15 protein-coding genes and 1 pseudogene are annotated in these 16,868 nt (G+C 42.5%); 12 read left to right on the top strand and 4 right to left on the bottom strand.

The window, feature by feature from the left end:
* Window positions 1–344 precede the first annotated feature (344 nt).
* The 3 genes from lgt to QL982_RS09475 all read right to left on the bottom strand — a co-directional run bounded on the left by lgt (window position 345) and on the right by QL982_RS09475 (window position 3,621).
* Window positions 345–1,229, bottom strand: a complete 885-nt coding sequence (gene lgt / locus QL982_RS09485) for a prolipoprotein diacylglyceryl transferase (protein WP_011959981.1) — start codon at window positions 1,227–1,229, stop codon at window positions 345–347.
* Between the two features lie 183 nt (window positions 1,230–1,412).
* The gene (locus QL982_RS09480; RefSeq protein ID WP_060492334.1) at window positions 1,413–2,885 is read right to left on the bottom strand and encodes an ATP-binding protein; all 1,473 of its coding nucleotides are present in this window, start codon (window positions 2,883–2,885) and stop codon (window positions 1,413–1,415) included.
* Window positions 2,875–3,621 (bottom strand): heavy metal response regulator transcription factor, encoded by a 747-nt coding sequence (locus QL982_RS09475; RefSeq protein ID WP_045448100.1) that lies wholly within the window; start codon window positions 3,619–3,621, stop codon window positions 2,875–2,877. Before QL982_RS09475 ends, QL982_RS09480 begins: the two co-directional genes overlap by 11 nt.
* A 325-nt stretch (window positions 3,622–3,946) precedes the next feature.
* Between QL982_RS09475 and QL982_RS09470 the strand changes: the two genes are divergently transcribed.
* From QL982_RS09470 to QL982_RS09415, 12 genes are all read left to right on the top strand, one after another.
* Window positions 3,947–4,273 carry a hypothetical protein gene (locus tag QL982_RS09470; RefSeq protein ID WP_045448097.1) on the top strand — a complete coding sequence of 109 codons (327 nt, stop codon included), beginning with the start codon at window positions 3,947–3,949 and terminating at the stop codon, window positions 4,271–4,273.
* Between the two features lie 133 nt (window positions 4,274–4,406).
* Window positions 4,407–4,679 carry a hypothetical protein gene (locus QL982_RS09465; RefSeq protein ID WP_011959985.1) on the top strand — a complete coding sequence of 91 codons (273 nt, stop codon included), beginning with the start codon at window positions 4,407–4,409 and terminating at the stop codon, window positions 4,677–4,679.
* A 61-nt stretch (window positions 4,680–4,740) separates the two neighbouring features.
* Window positions 4,741–5,364 (top strand): cytochrome c, encoded by a 624-nt coding sequence (locus tag QL982_RS09460; RefSeq protein WP_045448094.1) that lies wholly within the window; start codon window positions 4,741–4,743, stop codon window positions 5,362–5,364.
* A gap of 165 nt (window positions 5,365–5,529) precedes the next feature.
* The gene (locus tag QL982_RS09455; protein WP_011959987.1) at window positions 5,530–6,168 is read left to right on the top strand and encodes a DUF411 domain-containing protein; all 639 of its coding nucleotides are present in this window, start codon (window positions 5,530–5,532) and stop codon (window positions 6,166–6,168) included.
* Window positions 6,169–6,262: 94 nt separating this feature from the next.
* A complete protein-coding gene (locus tag QL982_RS09450; RefSeq protein ID WP_045448091.1) occupies window positions 6,263–7,969 on the top strand; it encodes a copper resistance system multicopper oxidase in 1,707 nt (568 codons plus the stop codon).
* 31 nt (window positions 7,970–8,000) lie between these two features.
* On the top strand, window positions 8,001–9,065 hold the full coding sequence (locus tag QL982_RS09445) for a copper resistance protein B (RefSeq protein WP_045448088.1): 1,065 nt from the start codon (window positions 8,001–8,003) through the stop codon (window positions 9,063–9,065).
* 27 nt (window positions 9,066–9,092) lie between these two features.
* Window positions 9,093–9,587 (top strand): DUF305 domain-containing protein, encoded by a 495-nt coding sequence (locus tag QL982_RS09440; protein ID WP_060492335.1) that lies wholly within the window; start codon window positions 9,093–9,095, stop codon window positions 9,585–9,587.
* Window positions 9,588–10,162: 575 nt separating this feature from the next.
* Window positions 10,163–12,781 carry a copper-translocating P-type ATPase gene (locus QL982_RS09435; protein WP_087945736.1) on the top strand — a complete coding sequence of 873 codons (2,619 nt, stop codon included), beginning with the start codon at window positions 10,163–10,165 and terminating at the stop codon, window positions 12,779–12,781.
* Between the two features lie 80 nt (window positions 12,782–12,861).
* Window positions 12,862–13,146 (top strand): Sec-independent protein translocase subunit TatA, encoded by a 285-nt coding sequence (gene tatA, locus QL982_RS09430; RefSeq protein WP_045448085.1) that lies wholly within the window; start codon window positions 12,862–12,864, stop codon window positions 13,144–13,146.
* 55 nt (window positions 13,147–13,201) lie between these two features.
* A complete protein-coding gene (gene tatB, locus QL982_RS09425) occupies window positions 13,202–13,588 on the top strand; it encodes a Sec-independent protein translocase protein TatB (RefSeq protein ID WP_036599454.1) in 387 nt (128 codons plus the stop codon).
* On the top strand, window positions 13,585–14,454 hold the full coding sequence (tatC, locus tag QL982_RS09420) for a twin-arginine translocase subunit TatC (RefSeq protein WP_011959994.1): 870 nt from the start codon (window positions 13,585–13,587) through the stop codon (window positions 14,452–14,454). Before tatB ends, tatC begins: the two co-directional genes overlap by 4 nt.
* Window positions 14,455–14,551: 97 nt before the next feature.
* Complete coding sequence (locus QL982_RS09415; protein ID WP_036599449.1) at window positions 14,552–15,841, top strand: hypothetical protein; 1,290 nt, start codon at window positions 14,552–14,554, stop codon at window positions 15,839–15,841.
* A gap of 116 nt (window positions 15,842–15,957) precedes the next feature.
* Here QL982_RS09415 and QL982_RS09410 read toward each other — a convergent pair.
* Window positions 15,958–16,839: pseudogene (locus QL982_RS09410) on the bottom strand (IS982 family transposase).
* Window positions 16,840–16,868: the final 29 nt, after the last annotated feature.

Below are 16,868 nucleotides of genomic sequence, written 5' to 3'. Positions count from 1 at the left end.
AATTATTAAAATAATATACTAATTTATAGTGTCAATATGAATTTTAATTCGCTAAGGAACTATGTAATCTTACGTAATTGTTGCGATACATCATGTAGTTCCTTGTATTAATTTCTAAGAAATTGGTTATTTTAAAGACAGATAACATCTAAAATAGGTTACATTGACATAAAAAGTTACATATCCAAATTTGTTTTTAGCTTTTGAAGTTCCACTATCTGATGAAAAAATTAGGTTTAGGAATAAAAATCCTTGTACTAACATAGGTATTAATTCTGCAAATGGAATGTATCTTGTTAGAACTGCATTTATATTTATTTGTTCATGCACCTCGACACTTATTTCTAATATGCAGACTGCTTACCCCAATCATAAATACCGCGTTTGTAAGCATAAATCAGCATGATTAAGCCGGCGATAATCATCGGCGCGCTTAAGATTTGCCCTTTGGTCATCCAACCTAATAATATGAATCCTTGGTCAGCATCTGGCTGGCGGAAGAATTCAATGATAAAGCGGCTGATGCCATAGCCTAGTAAGAATACAGCGGAGGCGGCCATACGTGGACGTGGTTTTGATGAATACCACCATAAGAATATAAATAGCAGCAGACCTTCGGCAAAGGCTTCATATAGCTGTGATGGATGACGAGGCAATATGTATTGACCATTGACTTCAATCATCAATTCTTGCAATTGTGGATTGCTCTGTAATTGCTCCATATCAAACGCCGCGGCTTGCGGAAAGTAGGTCAGCCAGTTATAGCCACCGTCTGAGACGCGACCCCATAATTCGCCATTGATATAGTTGCCGATACGCCCAAACAGTAAGCCGGTTGGTACACAAGGAACGATAAAATCGAATACTTGAAAGGTAGTCTTTTTATATTTACGGGCAAAGAACCACATACCTAGCATGACGCCGATAAAGCCGCCGTGGAAAGACATACCGCCTTCCCAGACTTTTAATATATAGGCAGGGTTTTGGAGTAATTCACCGAACTGATAAAACAGCACATAGCCAATACGACCGCCTAAGATGACACCAAGCGCGCCATAAAAGACTAAGTCAGAGACCATGTCGGTGGTCCAATTGTCGCGTTTGGTACTGCGATACCAAGCCAAACCGTAAGCGGCAGCAAAGGCTAGCAAATACATTAGCCCATACCAGTGCACTTCCAATGGACCCAAGGAAAGCGCTACGGGATCATACTGAGGATGAATCATCATAAAGGCATCATAATTATTGGTAATAGAATGTATGAAATAGGCTTATATAAGAAATTTTTTGTCCAACAATTGAAAAGTACAACTATCGCAAGTCAGAATCTCATCTTATGGATAGAGAGACCTTCCAAGTAAACTCGCCTTCGATCTAATCTGAGCGGTTCATAGACAGTATGAAGGTATTTACTACCTGGCAATCAACAACTTTACAGCAACCTCAAAAAGACACTCATCTTTGATAGTAATACTAACTTTGCCATTATGAGCATTGGCGATAGCTTGCACAATAGATAAGCCTAAGCCTGTTCCTGAATGCATCGTATTCGTTTTATCATGACGATAGAATCGCTCAAACAGTTTATCGGCTTCAATCTGATTTAATGGTTTGTCTAGACGGTTGGTCATAGTTATTCTTAACCAGAGCTGCTCTGGGGATTGAATATCGTCTTTTGGCGCATTAAGCGAGGTGCTTGAAGTGAGGACAGTAGCGGATATCATAATAGTGCTATTACTAGCCGCATAATAAATCGCATTTGACATCAGGTTGGCAAACAGCCGTTGCAATAAGCCTTTATCACCTAGTACTGTTTTAAAATCACCCGATTTTTCAAAGATTATCTCACGATCCTCAGCAATCATCTCATAATAATCTATAAGCTTTGTGATCAAGCTCTCTATATCGACATGACTGATTTGCGAATCACTCAGCTCTTTTTGAGTTTTTGCCAGTAATAACATATCGTTAATCATGGCGGATAACTGCTTTAACGTATCATGCTGATGATGCAATTGCTCAATGTATTCGTCGCTTTCTCTTGGCTTAGTTAACATGACTTGCGTTTGCGTACTCAGCGTCGCTATTGGCGTACGTAGCTCATGGGCGATATTGTCTGAAAACCGTGATAATGATTCAAAGTTACTTTCAAGCTTGACCATCATAGAATTATAAGACTCCGTTAGTGGACGTAATTCTAACGGCATATCGCCAACCACAATTCTTTCATCTAACCTTTGAAGATTAATGCCTTTCATCTTTTGTACGATAGTAGCTAGGGGAGCAAAACCCCAGTGTACACTTAGTGCTGCTACTGAAACCAATAATAAGGTAATGGCGATAAGTATCAAGCTCAGCTGGCGATTAAACTGGATAAGATATTGATTATGCACATCGATAGGTAGAGCAATAAATGCCAAAACCTCTTGATGTGTAATGATAATGGCTCGGTAATGCCTATTATTTATCTTGATCATAAACTGCTGATCGCGATAGTCCTGCAATAGTTGTAACAAGCTAAAATCTGCCGGTAGATCATTGATGAAATTACTGGGATCGCTGGATAATAATTTGCCATTTTTATCTGATACTAAGGTTTTTAAATCATAATCCAGCCAAGAAGAATGTAGATGATTGGCATCAATTAGCGCTTGCGACTTTGATACTGTGAATGGTTCTATGTGATCTTCCAAACTAACCATACGTTTGCGCAGGTTAAAAGCTGCATGAGTAAGGATTTCTGAGTCCATTTGCTCAAAGTGTCCACTCACAGAGCGCTGAACCCATGCGTAGATAATAACCTGAGAGATAATAACGAACAATGTCAGTAAAAAAATAGTTCGCCATAACAGTGACCAACGCCGATTCTTAGATTTATGTCTCATTTGATGTCAGACTGTCTTTATTAATACTATCGTCGCCCATGCCACTATCCACGTCGACAGCCAGTGGCTCTAACTTGTAGCCCATTCCGCGTACCGTATGAATCAGCTTTATATCAAATCCATCATCAATTTTTATCCGCAAGCGCCTTATAGCCACGTCAATGACATTCGTATCACTCTCAAAGTTTATATCCCATACTTGCGAGGCGATCACAGTGCGCGGCAGTACCTCACCTTGACGTTCTAAGAAAAGTTGTAATAAAGCAAACTCTTTAGCAGTCAATTTTATATTAGTGTTGCCTCTATGAACGGTGCGTTTGGCAATATCCATTTTCAGATCAGCTATGTGTATGACCGAGCTTTTATAATCAGATTGATTGGCACGGCGCAATAGGCTTTTTATTCTAACAATCAGTTCAGCAAAAGCAAAAGGCTTGGTCAGATAATCATCGCCACCAATTTCAATACCTTTGATCCGATCGCTTAAATCATCTTTAGCCGTTAAAAATAAAACTGGCGTATGCTTTCCAGCAGCTCGGTAGCGCTGTACCAACTCAAAGCCACTGACGTCAGGTAGCATGACATCCATCAAAACCACACTAAAATCTTCAGTCATTAACGCATGATAGCCATCTAAACCTGTCATGTGATGATCCACGATGAAACCGGCCTCAGTTAAGCCTTTCTTAATATATTCTCCAAGGTTTTTCTCATCTTCTACTAACAGTACTTTCATCGTTGCTTACCTTTATATCATTATAGTTGTCAACAGCGTATCACTAACATTGTTAGCTTATCAGCCATATATTTATCAGGAACCCTTGTTATAACAGTGTTCTTTGGATAGAGACAGATGCTGGTATTTGGTTTTAATGACAAGAAGATGACAATATTATGCTGTTCCTAACGAACATGTAATATCCGTGTCATCTAGCTGTCAGCCACCATTTAGTATTCTAAATCAACGCCGCATATTGGCTTGTCTCTGATACAGACTGCCTCTACGAGTAAAGCAATTATCCTACTTAAACAGTTTGTTATTTATCTTTAAAGGGTCTTATATGAAAAATTATAGTTCATTAAAAAAAGCAGCTTTGCTTTCAGTATCGATGTTAGTGGGCATGTCAGCGGCCAATGCGCATACCACAAACTTAGATGCTTCTGTTCTCGGTAATTGTGATGCGCTCACTAGTTTTGCAAAGAACGCAGATCATAACGATGCACAGATTTCTAGCGCGCAAATGAAAGGCTATGTTGATGCGAGAGTCGCGTGTCAGGTACAGCATCAAGATCAACACTTGCAGTCTGAAAAGTATTTTGTGAAAAAATATGGTAGCGATCGTGATAGAAATGCTGAAGCCATATTAAATGAATATATCGCGCATTAAAATCTAAAGCGGTGAGAATGACAGCATTGTAATCTTAACGTCATCTACCAGTCAGAATGATTAATGTATCATTTAGGCTGGTTTAACAGCTATTGAACTCAATAGCCTTTAATCCAAACAATAGGAATTAATCATGTCACAATTTAAATTACTGTCTAAATCAATCGCAATGACGGCCATCGCTCTTGTCGTATCGACCTCAGCTATGGCGCATGACCCTAAAATGCATGCTGAAAAAGATCAAATGAACTGTGAAAAAATGCAAAAGCATATGGATATGATGGGAAAAATGGATCATAGCAAGATGGACATGAGCGATCCTGCCATGAAAGCGATGATGGCTAACATGGGTAAAATGAAGCAAATGTACCAAAAACACTGCGTTACTAACGACAGTAAATCTTAAAAATTTTAGCTCTGTTAAATAGCAGTCAACACTTAACGGAAATAAATTTTTAGGAAAACATATGAAATTTTTATTGGGTGCGCTCTTTACCGTATTTGTGGCAATCGTTAGCGTGTTTGCGGTTGTTACTAGTGGCGTTGTCAATGTGGGAGCTGACCAAGAGCATAGCCCAATGATGTTTAGCTTTTTAGAAACTGCTCGCAATCGTTCCATAGAAAATGCCAGTAAAGATATTGTGGTACCAGATTTAGAGAAGGTTGAGCTAATCAGTTCTGGTGGCGCGGACTATAAGGATATGTGTGCAGGCTGTCACTTGTCTCCGGGAGTGGCACAAACTGACTTTAGTGAGAGCTTATATCCAAAGCCGCCCAACTTTACCAAGGCTGATATTGTCAAACGTTATCAAACAGAAGACGGTGCAAAGCAAAGCTTTTGGGCAATCAAGCACGGTATTATGGCATCTGGAATGCCTGCGTGGGGCGCGTCCCATGATGACGGTAGAATGTGGGCAATGGTAGCCTTCATTAGATCGTTACCTGAATTAGATGAAAGCCAATACACGATGCTAACCACTAGGATAGATGGCGATATGATGGACATGTCATTTGACGGTGATATGAATATGTCAGATGGTGGTGATATGGGTATGAATATGTCGGATGATGGATCTGGAATGCAGCATTAATACTTTCTAGATATGAAAGCCTCCTAACTCACGGTTGTCGCTATTAATAATGCAGTACTGAACAGTGCTGCATTTAATGTTTTTAGTTAAGTACATAAGAATTCAAATATAGGGTGTAAGTTTTTAGAATATCGAGCATAACAATAGACGTTTAGGAGTAATTTAATGAGACATTACACACATGTGCTTTCTAATGGACATAGCTGGTTATCCGGTCGTGTCCTTTTATTGGTGGTGACATCGTCACTCTCGTTAACGCTAGCCGCTTGCAGCCAATCTAATACCAGTGGCTCTGATTCTCAACCAGTAAAGGTTGAACAGTCTGCTACCCAGAATGCACAAGTACAAAATGAAAGTTCTGCTCCTACAAATGCTCCCGTTAACAGCTCGTCATCATTACTCAAAAACGTCTCAGCCACGGTTTATAAAGATGCCAACTGCGGCTGCTGTAAAGAATGGGTAGGCTATGCAAAAAACAATGGATTAAGTGCAACCACGCACGATGTGGAAGATCTATCCTTATTTAAGGAGCGTTATGGCGTACCACAGCAAATGCGCTCTTGTCATACCACCGTTACCACCGACGGTTTTGTCTTTGAAGGGCATGTCCCTGCTAAACACATGGCTGAATTCTTAGCAAATCCTCCTGCACAAGCTATTGGACTTGCCGTACCGAGTATGCCGGTTGGTAGCCCCGGTATGGAGTATGAAGGTAAATTCATGCCTTATAAGGTAATGCAGCTTAATAAAGACGGCACCACAGAAGTCTATGCTGCTATTGAGTCTCCTCAGCAGCAGCTGTAGTGTTGGCTTAGATGTGAATAGATTCTGTTAAATATCGAAAATATTATAACTATAAGCTTAACCACCATCTCTCAAATTAAATCAGGTTATCATTATGAATAAAAAGAACATACTGAACCGCCGACGTTTTTTAACCGGATCCTCTGCTGTCCTTGGTGCCTCCTTGATGCCGACTATTGCTAGTAGCGCATTGGGACAATCGAGTCGCTCAGGCAGTCAGGGCGCTACTATTAATAGTGATCAAAACGTTCATAAAGTACCTGTATTGACAGGGAAAGAGTTTGATTTATACGTCAGTAAACAGTCCGCTATTGTGAACGGCAAAAAGAGCATGGCGACGCTCATCAATGATTCACTACCAGCACCGACGCTAAAAATGCGTGAAGGCGATACGGTGGTGATACGTGTTCATAATCAGATGGATGAATCAACCTCTATCCATTGGCATGGACTACTAGTACCGTTTGAGATGGATGGGGTGCCGGGCATTAGCTTTGATGGCATTCCTGCGAACAGCACCTTTACTTATAAATTCAAATTAAAACAATCAGGCACTTATTGGTATCACTCACACAGTGGGTTCCAAGAACAAACCGGTATGCTGGGTGCCATTGTGATTGAACCTAAAGGGCGTGAGCGTCATCCTATCGACGAAGACCATGTGATCGTGCTTAGTGATTGGACCAGCCGCAACCCGCATAATCTCTTGAAGCTGCTCAAACAGCGCGCCGACTTTGACAACTACCATCTACCAGACTTCAAAAAACTGCTTGCTGATATTGCCGAAACGGATATGAAAACCGCGTTTGATAAGCGCAAAATGTGGAATCAGATGCGCATGATGCCCACTGATTTTACGGACTTGTCGGGTGAAAACACATTTACCTACCTTATCAATGGCAAAACGACCGCAGCTAATTGGGCGCAAATCGTCAAAGCAGGACAGCGCGTTAAATTACGCTTTATCAATGCCTCAGCGCAAACCATCTTTGATGTACGCATACCCGGTCTTAAAATGACAGTCGTCTCAACGGATGGTAATGATGTCGCACCAGTCGCTATTGATGATTTTCGTATTGGCGTGGCTGAGACCTATGATGTCATTGTCACCCCGACCAAAGATGCGCATACCATATTTGCCCAAAACATAGACCGTTCGGGCTATGTCGCAGCAACGCTTGCCACCAAAGAAGGTGCTCGTGCGGCAACGCCTGCTATGGACAAAATTGAATGGCTCACCATGGCAGATATGATGGGTGCTATGGGTGCTAATGGTTATAAAGCTAAGCACGCTAAAACAGAATATGACTTTAAGTCTGATATGCGTGTGGACAGTCCACGTATGAACCTTGACGATCCAGGTATCAACCTGCGCAATATTAATAGAGAGGTATTGAATTATAGTCAGCTACGCTCTGTCGATGAGGCAATATTTGCGGAGCAGCGCAAGCCTACCCGAGAGATCGAGCTACATTTAACCGGTAACATGGAGCGCTATATTTGGGCGTTTGATGGGGTTAAGTTCAGTGAGGCCACGCCGGTCAATATCAAGCCGGGTGAGCGCGTGCGTATTACCTTAGTCAATGACACGATGATGAATCATCCGATGCATTTACATGGGATGTGGAGCGATTTGCGCATGCCTAACGGTGAGTTTCAGGTGCGCAAGCATACTATGATGGTGCAACCAGCTCAAAAAATTAGCTTTGATGTCACAGGAGAAGCTGGTCGATGGGCATGGCATTGTCATCTGCTCTATCATATGGAAGCCGGTATGTTCAGAGAAGTGGCGGTCGTTTAAGCAAATCTTTGGTTGATAGGTGAGAGATGAGATGAAAATACATAAAGTGGGTTTACGGTTCGCTGGGGTATCATCATTGGTATTACTAGCATCATCATTTGCTAATGCTGCTGACCCTGCCACTGCTAAAAAAGACATGACTATGTCAGATATGGACCATAGTAGTATGGACATGTCGGATATGGATCACAGCAAAATGGATATGTCTGGTATGGACATGTCGGATATGGATCACAGCAAAATGGATATGTCTGGTATGGGCATGTCGGATATGGATCATAGCAAAATGGATATGTCTGGTATGGGCATGTCGGATATGGATCACAGTGGCATGGATATGTCAGGCATGGACCATGGCAGTATGGATATGTCAGGTATGCAAGGTGGTAAAGCTCCAGCTGATGCTCGCAGTCCTGACTATTCAAACGGTGTTCCCTATGGACGCTATGGTCAGCCTATGATGATGGGTGATATGCCATTATGGGGCGTTTCTGTAGACGATTTAGGCTATCAGTTTGATGACGATCAGATTAATTATGAGGTTAGTGCTTGGTATGGCCTAGATGAGCGCCGTCTATCTTTACGTAGTGAAGGTAGTGTTCAGACCAAAGATGAGAAAGACATTGATAGTCTGACCTCATTGTCTTACTGGAAGCCGCTAAGTATTTTTTGGAATGGCGAAGCAGGGGTCGCCTATGATACCAAGAATGATAAGCCTGCCATTATGGCCGGTATTGTCGGCACAATGCCTTACTTTATTGAAACAGATGCTAGAGCATATCTCTACACCGATGGTCAAGTTAGGCTTGATCTTGGTGCAGAATATGAATGGCGTTTGAGTCAGCACTGGGTTGTGATACCGGAAGTTGGTCTGTCAGCTTTTAGTAAAGACGATATTGACAATCATATCACCAAGGGATTCAATGAATTAGAGACTGAAGTTAGACTGACTTATGAAACCTTAGGTCGTCAACTGGCACCTTACGTCGGTGTGAGCTATGAGACGGCTCTTGGCAGTGCGCGTGACCAGCGGCGTCAAGAAAATGAATCGGTTGATAGCAGTAGTTTGACTGCCGGTGTTAAATTCTGGTTCTAACATTGTCAAAATTATAGGAGATATATTATGAATACTTCTGATCAAAACAGCATGAATCATCAAAGCCATCAACAGGGCATGAATCCTTATGTGAAGTTCACTTTGATGATTCTGACGTCTACGATTGTAATGTTTATCATGATGTATTTTAATACCTATCAATTGGATCATGTTTATTTTAGTGAGACCCGAGCTTATATGGCGCTCTACATGGGTGCCGGTATGGCCGTCATTATGCTGGCCTTTATGGGTAATATGTATAAGAAGACCAAGGTAAATCTACTGGTTTATGGAATAAGTGTAGTAATGTTTGCTGTAGGTATTTGGGGTGTGCGTTCCCAAGCAACGGTTGATCAAGTCGATTGGATGCAAGCCATGATACCTCATCACTCGATTGCCATTTTGACGAGCTCAAGAGCAGATATTGAAGACCCTAGAGTACAACAGCTCGCTGACGATATTATTAAAGCGCAAAAGCGTGAAATCGCTGAGATGCAAGCGCTTATTGAAGAGCTCGAATAGACGGCTATATATAGAGGTATGGCAAGCTAAGAAATTGATTATGAAAAAATGGTGATACCTGGTATCAGCGCTATAGTCTTCGCTGGTACCTTTACCTTAAAAGGACAGATTGCACAGATAATTAATGTGATTTTTTACCTACCCCTTCAACTGCAGTAACTGCTCTTTGTTTTACTGTTCTTATTTCAAAACCTCTTATTCCTATATCGAAATGTTCAATATCTGTCGATTGCTATTCTTGAGTGATAGTAAGCATCTAAAAGTATACGCTCGCCCACCACTGTCAATATGAGTGCTATGAGTCTTGGAGAAATACTATGATGGAAGGCATGGGTTGGGGTTGGATGGCTCTCTGCTTGTTGTTTGCGCTACTATTTTGCGCAGTACTAGTACTAACAATCATGGCACTGCTCAAGTATTTGCGTGATAAAAACTAAATTCCAATTGAAAAGTATAGAAATTATTTTTTAGAGGTTTTTAGATTAATGATTAGATGAATAGCAATCGAGGATTGATGATAGTGCTTTAAGAGTTGTACTTATTATAAATATTTATTGTCTTCAAGGAGTGGTTTTATGAAACATATTGCCGATGAAAAATCTATCAAAGGTGGTCAGTACGATAAAGTACCAGAAAATTATAGTGGTACGGTTTATATCTGCCCGATGCATCCTGAGGTTAGAGATACTGAAAAGAGCGATTGTCCGATATGCGGCATGTTTCTTAAACCTGAAGACGAGGTTGCTGAATCCAACAACCATGAAGATAGTCATGCGCATTGTCATGGAGCGGATGCTAATAATAGTAATGAGGTAAATTCTGTCGAAGACGATAAGTACGACAAGATACCGGAAAATTATAGCGGTACGGTCTATATTTGTCCTATGCATCCAGAAGTAAGAGATGTTGAAAAAAGTGACTGCCCAATATGTGGCATGTTTCTTAAACCTGAAGACGAAGTTGCTAAAGATGATAGTCACGCTAGCTGTCATGGAAAGGATACTGATAGTAGCGGAGTAAAATCTGTTAAAGGCGGTAAATACGATAAAGTACCTGCTGATTACGATGGCACGGTATATACCTGTCCTATGCATCCTGAAGTGAGAGACGTTAGAAATAGCGGTTGTCCGATATGTGGTATGGCGCTTGAGCCCGAAACGCTTACTATCGGTGAAGAGGACACCTCAGAGCTTGACGACATGACTCGTCGTTTTTGGATATGTACCGTGTTGACTGTACCGCTATTAATATATGTGATGAGCGGTATGTTTGACTTAAACGTAGTTAATTTTAGTCAGTATGGTATCTCCTCAAAGATCTTACAATGGGCTGAGTTAGTGCTCGCGACCCCTGTAGTGCTTTGGGGCGCCGCCCCGTTTTTCGTCCGTGGCTGGCAGTCTATAAAAAGCCGCAATCTAAATATGTTTACCTTGATTGCGATAGGCGTAGGCGCTGCTTATATTTTTAGTATTGTCGCGACCTTTTTTCCCGATATTTTCCCAGACAGTTTCAGAGATGCCTCTGGTCAAGTCGGAGTCTACTATGAAGCGGCAGCGGTCATTGTGACCTTGGTGCTACTGGGTCAAGTATTAGAGCTCAAAGCTAGAAGTCAAACTTCAGGTGCGATTAGAGCTTTGCTTGAGCTCGCACCACCAACCGCAAGACGTGTCGATGAAAACGGTGAAGAAGTCGAAGTCTCGCTTGATGAGGTCGTCACTGGCGATAAGCTACGGGTTAAACCAGGTGAGAAACTACCCGTAGATGGTACAGTGATCGATGGTAATAGTAATGTTGATGAATCAATGGTGACGGGTGAGCCAATCCCTGTATCAAAAGTAGCAGGAGATACAGTGACTGGTGGTACGGTAAATGGCACCGGAACGCTATTAGTCGAAGCGGTCAATGTTGGAGCAGATTCAGTATTATCTAAAATTGTACAAATGGTTGCTGAAGCCCAGCGTAGCCGCGCACCTATACAGAAATTGGTAGATAAGGTAGCTGGGTGGTTCGTACCGATCGTGCTTATTTGCTCCGTCATTACCTTTATTGTCTGGGCGATATTCGGCCCTGAGCCCGCTATGGCCTATGCCTTGGTTAACGCGATTGCGGTACTGATTATTGCTTGTCCTTGTGCCCTTGGTCTAGCGACGCCGATGTCCATTATGGTTGGTACCGGCAAAGGCGCGCAAAACGGCGTCCTCATCAAAAATGCTGAAGCGTTAGAGAGTATGGAAAAAGTCGATACCATTGTCGTCGACAAGACCGGAACACTGACCGCTGGTAAGCCCGAGCTTACCGCAATTGATGCGCAGGTAGGTCAAGATGAAGACGAGTTCCTCGCATTGGTAGCCTCAGTAGAAAGCGCTAGCGAGCATCCTTTAGCAGAAGCTATCGTTAGAGCAGCTCAAGAAAGATCACTCATTATTCCTAAAGCTACTGACTTTAATTCGACTACTGGCGAAGGCGTACAAGCCGTGGTCGATGGTAAGAAAGTCGCTATTGGTAACTCTAAGCTTATGGAAAGCCTAAATAGTTTTGATAATGAGCTGTCCACTAAAGCTGATGTCCGTAGAAAAGACGGTGAAACGGTAATGTTTGTGGCTATAGACGGTAAAGCTGCTGGTATTATTTCAGTTGCTGACCCTATTAAACCAAGCACTAAAGAGGCTATTTCACTGCTTCATGACGCAGGTTTAAAAGTTGTGATGCTAACCGGTGACAACGAAAAAACCGCGCAGGCAGTCGCCAATAAACTAGGTATTGATGAAGTTCATGCGGATGTCTCACCAGAGGATAAAAACCGTATCGTCAAAGAAATGCAAGACAGCGGTAAATTGGTCGCTATGGCGGGTGATGGTATCAACGACGCACCAGCGCTAGCGCAAGCTAATGTTGGTATCGCTATGGGAACCGGTACCGATGTGGCGATGGAGAGTGCGGGCATTACCCTGCTAAAAGGTGATTTAATGGGCATTGCCAAAGCTTATAAGCTTAGCCACGCCACCATGCGCAATATCAGACAGAATCTGTTTTTTGCCTTTATCTACAATGCACTTGGTGTTCCTATTGCCGCAGGTGTGCTCTATCCCACATTTGGGCTTCTGCTCAGTCCGATGATAGCAGCGGCAGCGATGAGCTTGTCGTCATTCTCGGTGATTGCTAACGCGCTGCGATTGCGCCGTTTGAAACTATAATTCTGGTACGGTAAAAAGTGTTCTAAAGCACACTGACACATACTGGTCTAAACAAGATCACAAAATATAAGGATACCGTTATGGGCAGCTTTTCTATTACACATTGGCTGATTTTATTGGTCGTAGTGGTGGTCGTATTTGGTACTGCCAAGCTTAAAAATGTAGGTAAAGATTTAGGCGGTGCGGTGAAGGGTTTTAAAGAAGCGGTCAAAGATGAAGAACCCGAGAATGCTCGCAAAAATCATGTGCTTAGCCATGAAAATAGTACGCCAGCTGCAAGTAATGATTTAAATACGCGTGTAGGTAATCAGGCTGATGATATGGAAATCAGCCCTATTTCCACTGATGACCAGCCTAAAGTATGAAGCGCGCCGCTTATAAATAGCGGCACTAAGTAGTCTATTAATATATGTGACTGTTATGTTTGATATTGGGTTTTCCGAATTACTCTTGTTTGGCGTCATTGCTTTAATCGTATTGGGCCCAGAAAAACTGCCGCAAGCCGCACGTACCGCTGGGCAATGGTATGCCAAACTGCGCCGTACAGTATCCACTCTACAATCTGAAATAGAAGCTGAGCTTGATCTAGCTGAAACACGTCAACAAATGCAAAATGAACTTGCGAAAATCCGTCAGACCGAGTCGGATATGAAGCGCGAATTAGCAGAAATGCGTGGCAGTATGCAAAAGTTTGAGCAGTCACAGAACCAAAGCCTAGACGCTTCACATCAGTCAATCACCCCTTATGATAAAGACCATCAACAGAATACTACCTCCTCGTTCATTAAACAGGAGGCGGATCAGTGAGCCTATTTAAACGGCAAAAAAGTCGACAAGAAAAAATAACAGATATAGAGTTTGAGGCGCCAACAGATACAACACAGAATAGTGAGTCTGGAGATACGTTAGGTACGCTTGGCGATATGCCTATTACCGGACATTTAATCGAGCTGCGTACGCACTTAATAAGAATATGCGTGGTCGTCTTAATTATATTCTTAGTATTGGTGGGATTTTCACGCGAGCTTTATAATCTTTTATCAGACCCATTAGTGGCGCAGTTACCCATCAATTCGACCATGATTGCCACTGATATAACGTCAAACTTTATGGCACCCATTCGCTTAACGATATTCGTCGCCGCATTTTTAGCAATGCCTTATATCCTGTATCAAATTTGGTCATTTGTAGCTTCCGGCTTATATAAAAAAGAGAAGAAAATTGCCATTCCTGTACTGCTATCTTCGATATTTCTATTTTATGCTGGTGTTGCTTTTTCCTACTTTGTCGTACTCAAAGGGGTATTGAAATTTTTTATTATGTTCGCTCCGCAGAACGTTATACCAATGACCGATATTGACAGTTATCTGAGCTTTGCCCTCAAGCTATTTATGGTGTTTGGACTGACTTTTGAGATTCCAGTGGTTACCTTATTGCTGATAATGGCCGGAATCGTTTCTACTCAAATTTTAGAAGATAAGCGTCGTTATATCATAGTCGGCTGTTTTGGGATCGCCGCGGTAGTGACACCGCCTGATGGTGTATCAATGCTGTTGTTGGCGATTCCTATGTGGCTATTATTTGAGCTGGGTTTACTCTTAGCAAAGATATTAATTAAAAATGAACGAAATAATGATTTAGTCTCAGGGAATGAAACATTAGAAAGTAGCTAGCACTACTTAAATACGCCAAGAACCTTTTTTACTTTTTACTTTTTACTTTTTACTAGAGTATGTCAGCGTGAGTACTCTACTTAGCGACGGACTCTAAATGGAACACCCAACTAATAACAACGAAAAAAATGACGGTCTTGCAAATCGACTTAACCAAGAGTGCTACTGCATTACCCTTGATCGTAAAGCGCTTAATACAAGCCTTCAAGATCAATTGGTAGAAACTAGAAACAATCCAATAGGAGCGAACGAGCTTAATAAGCTTTTTTCAGCAACACCCGTGTTCGTTCCCAAAACAGAGATAGAGGCGATGGAGCGAATCGTCAGGGCTATCGAGTCAGCTGCCGAACTGCCATTGTATCAAGAGCAAGTGCTGTCGTGGGCACCAGAAATAGCTGCTTTCGACCCAGGCCCAATAGGGGCCCTCATGGGTTATGACTTTCACTTGGGTAGCGATGGACCTCAGCTCATCGAGGTCAATACTAATGCCGGTGGCGCATTTCTGAATGTGTTGCTCGCTCGCGCACAAAAACGCTGTTGCAACCCCTCAGAGCAAAGCGCTGCAACCAATCAAATGCTAGATAGGTTCGAGGAAGCAGTGTTTGACATGTTCAAACAGGAATGGCAGCGACAGTCCGCTGTTGCTATGCCCAATCGGATAGCCATTGTGGACAATGACCCCGAGAGTCAGTTCATGTTCTTAGAGTTTGAGTTAGCCTGTCAACTGCTCCAAGCTAGAGGTATTGATACTGTGATACTTGATCCCTCTGAACTCGAGTATATCGACGGTACGTTAACAGCCCATGGCCAGAAAATCGATATGATTTACAATCGGCTTGTCGACTTTGCATTTGAGGACCCTGACCATGTATTGCTTAAGCAGGCTTATTTAGAGGGTGCTGTGGTAGTGACACCCAATCCCCGCGTACATGCTATGTTGGCCAATAAGCAAAACCTGACATTGCTATCAGACTCCCAAATATTGCGCTCTTGGGGTCTGGATGAGGCTGCAGTGGAGTGCCTCGAAAGGTCTGTACCGAGGACTAAGATTGTATCAAGAGACGATGCAGCAGAGTTGTGGCTTACTCGGCGGCAACTGTTTTTTAAGCCAGTTGCTGGTCATGGAAGCAAAGGCGTTTATCGCGGTAGCAAACTGACTCGACGCGTCTTCGAAAACATTCTGGATGAAGATTATATCGCACAGACCTTTGTCCCTGCAGGAGAGAGATCACTCAAAATTGATGACATCGTAACAACAAGAAAGGTAGATATACGTCTTTATACGTATGGCGGAAAACTGTTACTACCTGCTGCGCGTGTGTATCAAGGTCAGGTGACTAACTTCCGTACGCCAGGCGGTGGATTCGCGCCTGTCTTTCAGGTGTGATCGTCTAGGTCTTATTTAGATGGCATTAGGCTGTTATAAGTCCGGTTAACTAATTCAATATTCTTCTTACCTAACCCCAGTTCGGGATAAGCCACATTGTAACTCATTGATACTATTTACAATGTAGCCACCTGCCCTTGCTGAGGCATGTTTTTGATGGTGGGTTTATAGGGAAACCAGCGATAAGCAATCAAACCTGACAGCAAGTTTGTAATAAAACCCGTGACACTACGATGGCGTGAATGCTCAATCTGACACAAGTTTTTCAGCTCCCCAAACACCGTCTCAACCAAAGAGCGATGATTGAGTAGCGCCTCATCTATCGGCTTGAGTACTTGCGGTTTCATATTACGCCGAAGTTTCGTTATCAGCCTAGTATCACTGTGTTTTGTGAGCCACTCGTTCAGTGCTTTACTGATATAGCCTCTATCCCCAAACACCTTGCCAAACACAGGCGTTGCCATATCCTTAACAGGCACTCTGTCATCCGTATTACCCGCAGTGACTTTAACAGATACAAGCTCGCCCTTGTGATTGATAATGGCGTGCAGCTTAAAGCCGTAAAACCAGCCCATGCTGCTTTTGCCTCGGGTTGCAAGTCCCTTAAAGACTTTATGACGGTAGATACGTTTGTTATGACAAACTGCTATCTTGGTTGAATCAATATAGCTGATACCTGTACAGTCGCCCATCATGCTTTGCAAGTAGGCACACAGTGGCATGATACTGCGCGGCATAAGCTTTATAAATCGTGAGTAGCTCGGCAGGTTTGGAAACTCCTGTTTCATCATGCCATGCATATGGTGGTAGTAAAAAGACTTAAACTGTCGATACCGCCGTTGATGAAACAGTACCAAGATGGTCATAATCTCTGCTACACTTATCTGGCATGCTCTTAACCTTTGGTGTCCCGTTGCGATTAAGTGAGCGTCAAACTCAGGTTTGAATTGCTAATAAAAGTCGTCAATATGGCAGTATAGTTCGGTTAGGTTGTCCATGTAAGAAGTCCTTGTTGTGAAGTTTGTCT

The sequence above is a fragment of the Psychrobacter sp. 5A.1 genome, assembly GCF_030407455.1.
Classification (GTDB): domain Bacteria; phylum Pseudomonadota; class Gammaproteobacteria; order Pseudomonadales; family Moraxellaceae; genus Psychrobacter.
Note: the sequence above shows the minus strand (reverse complement) of the source record. Positions and strands in the feature narration are given on the sequence as shown.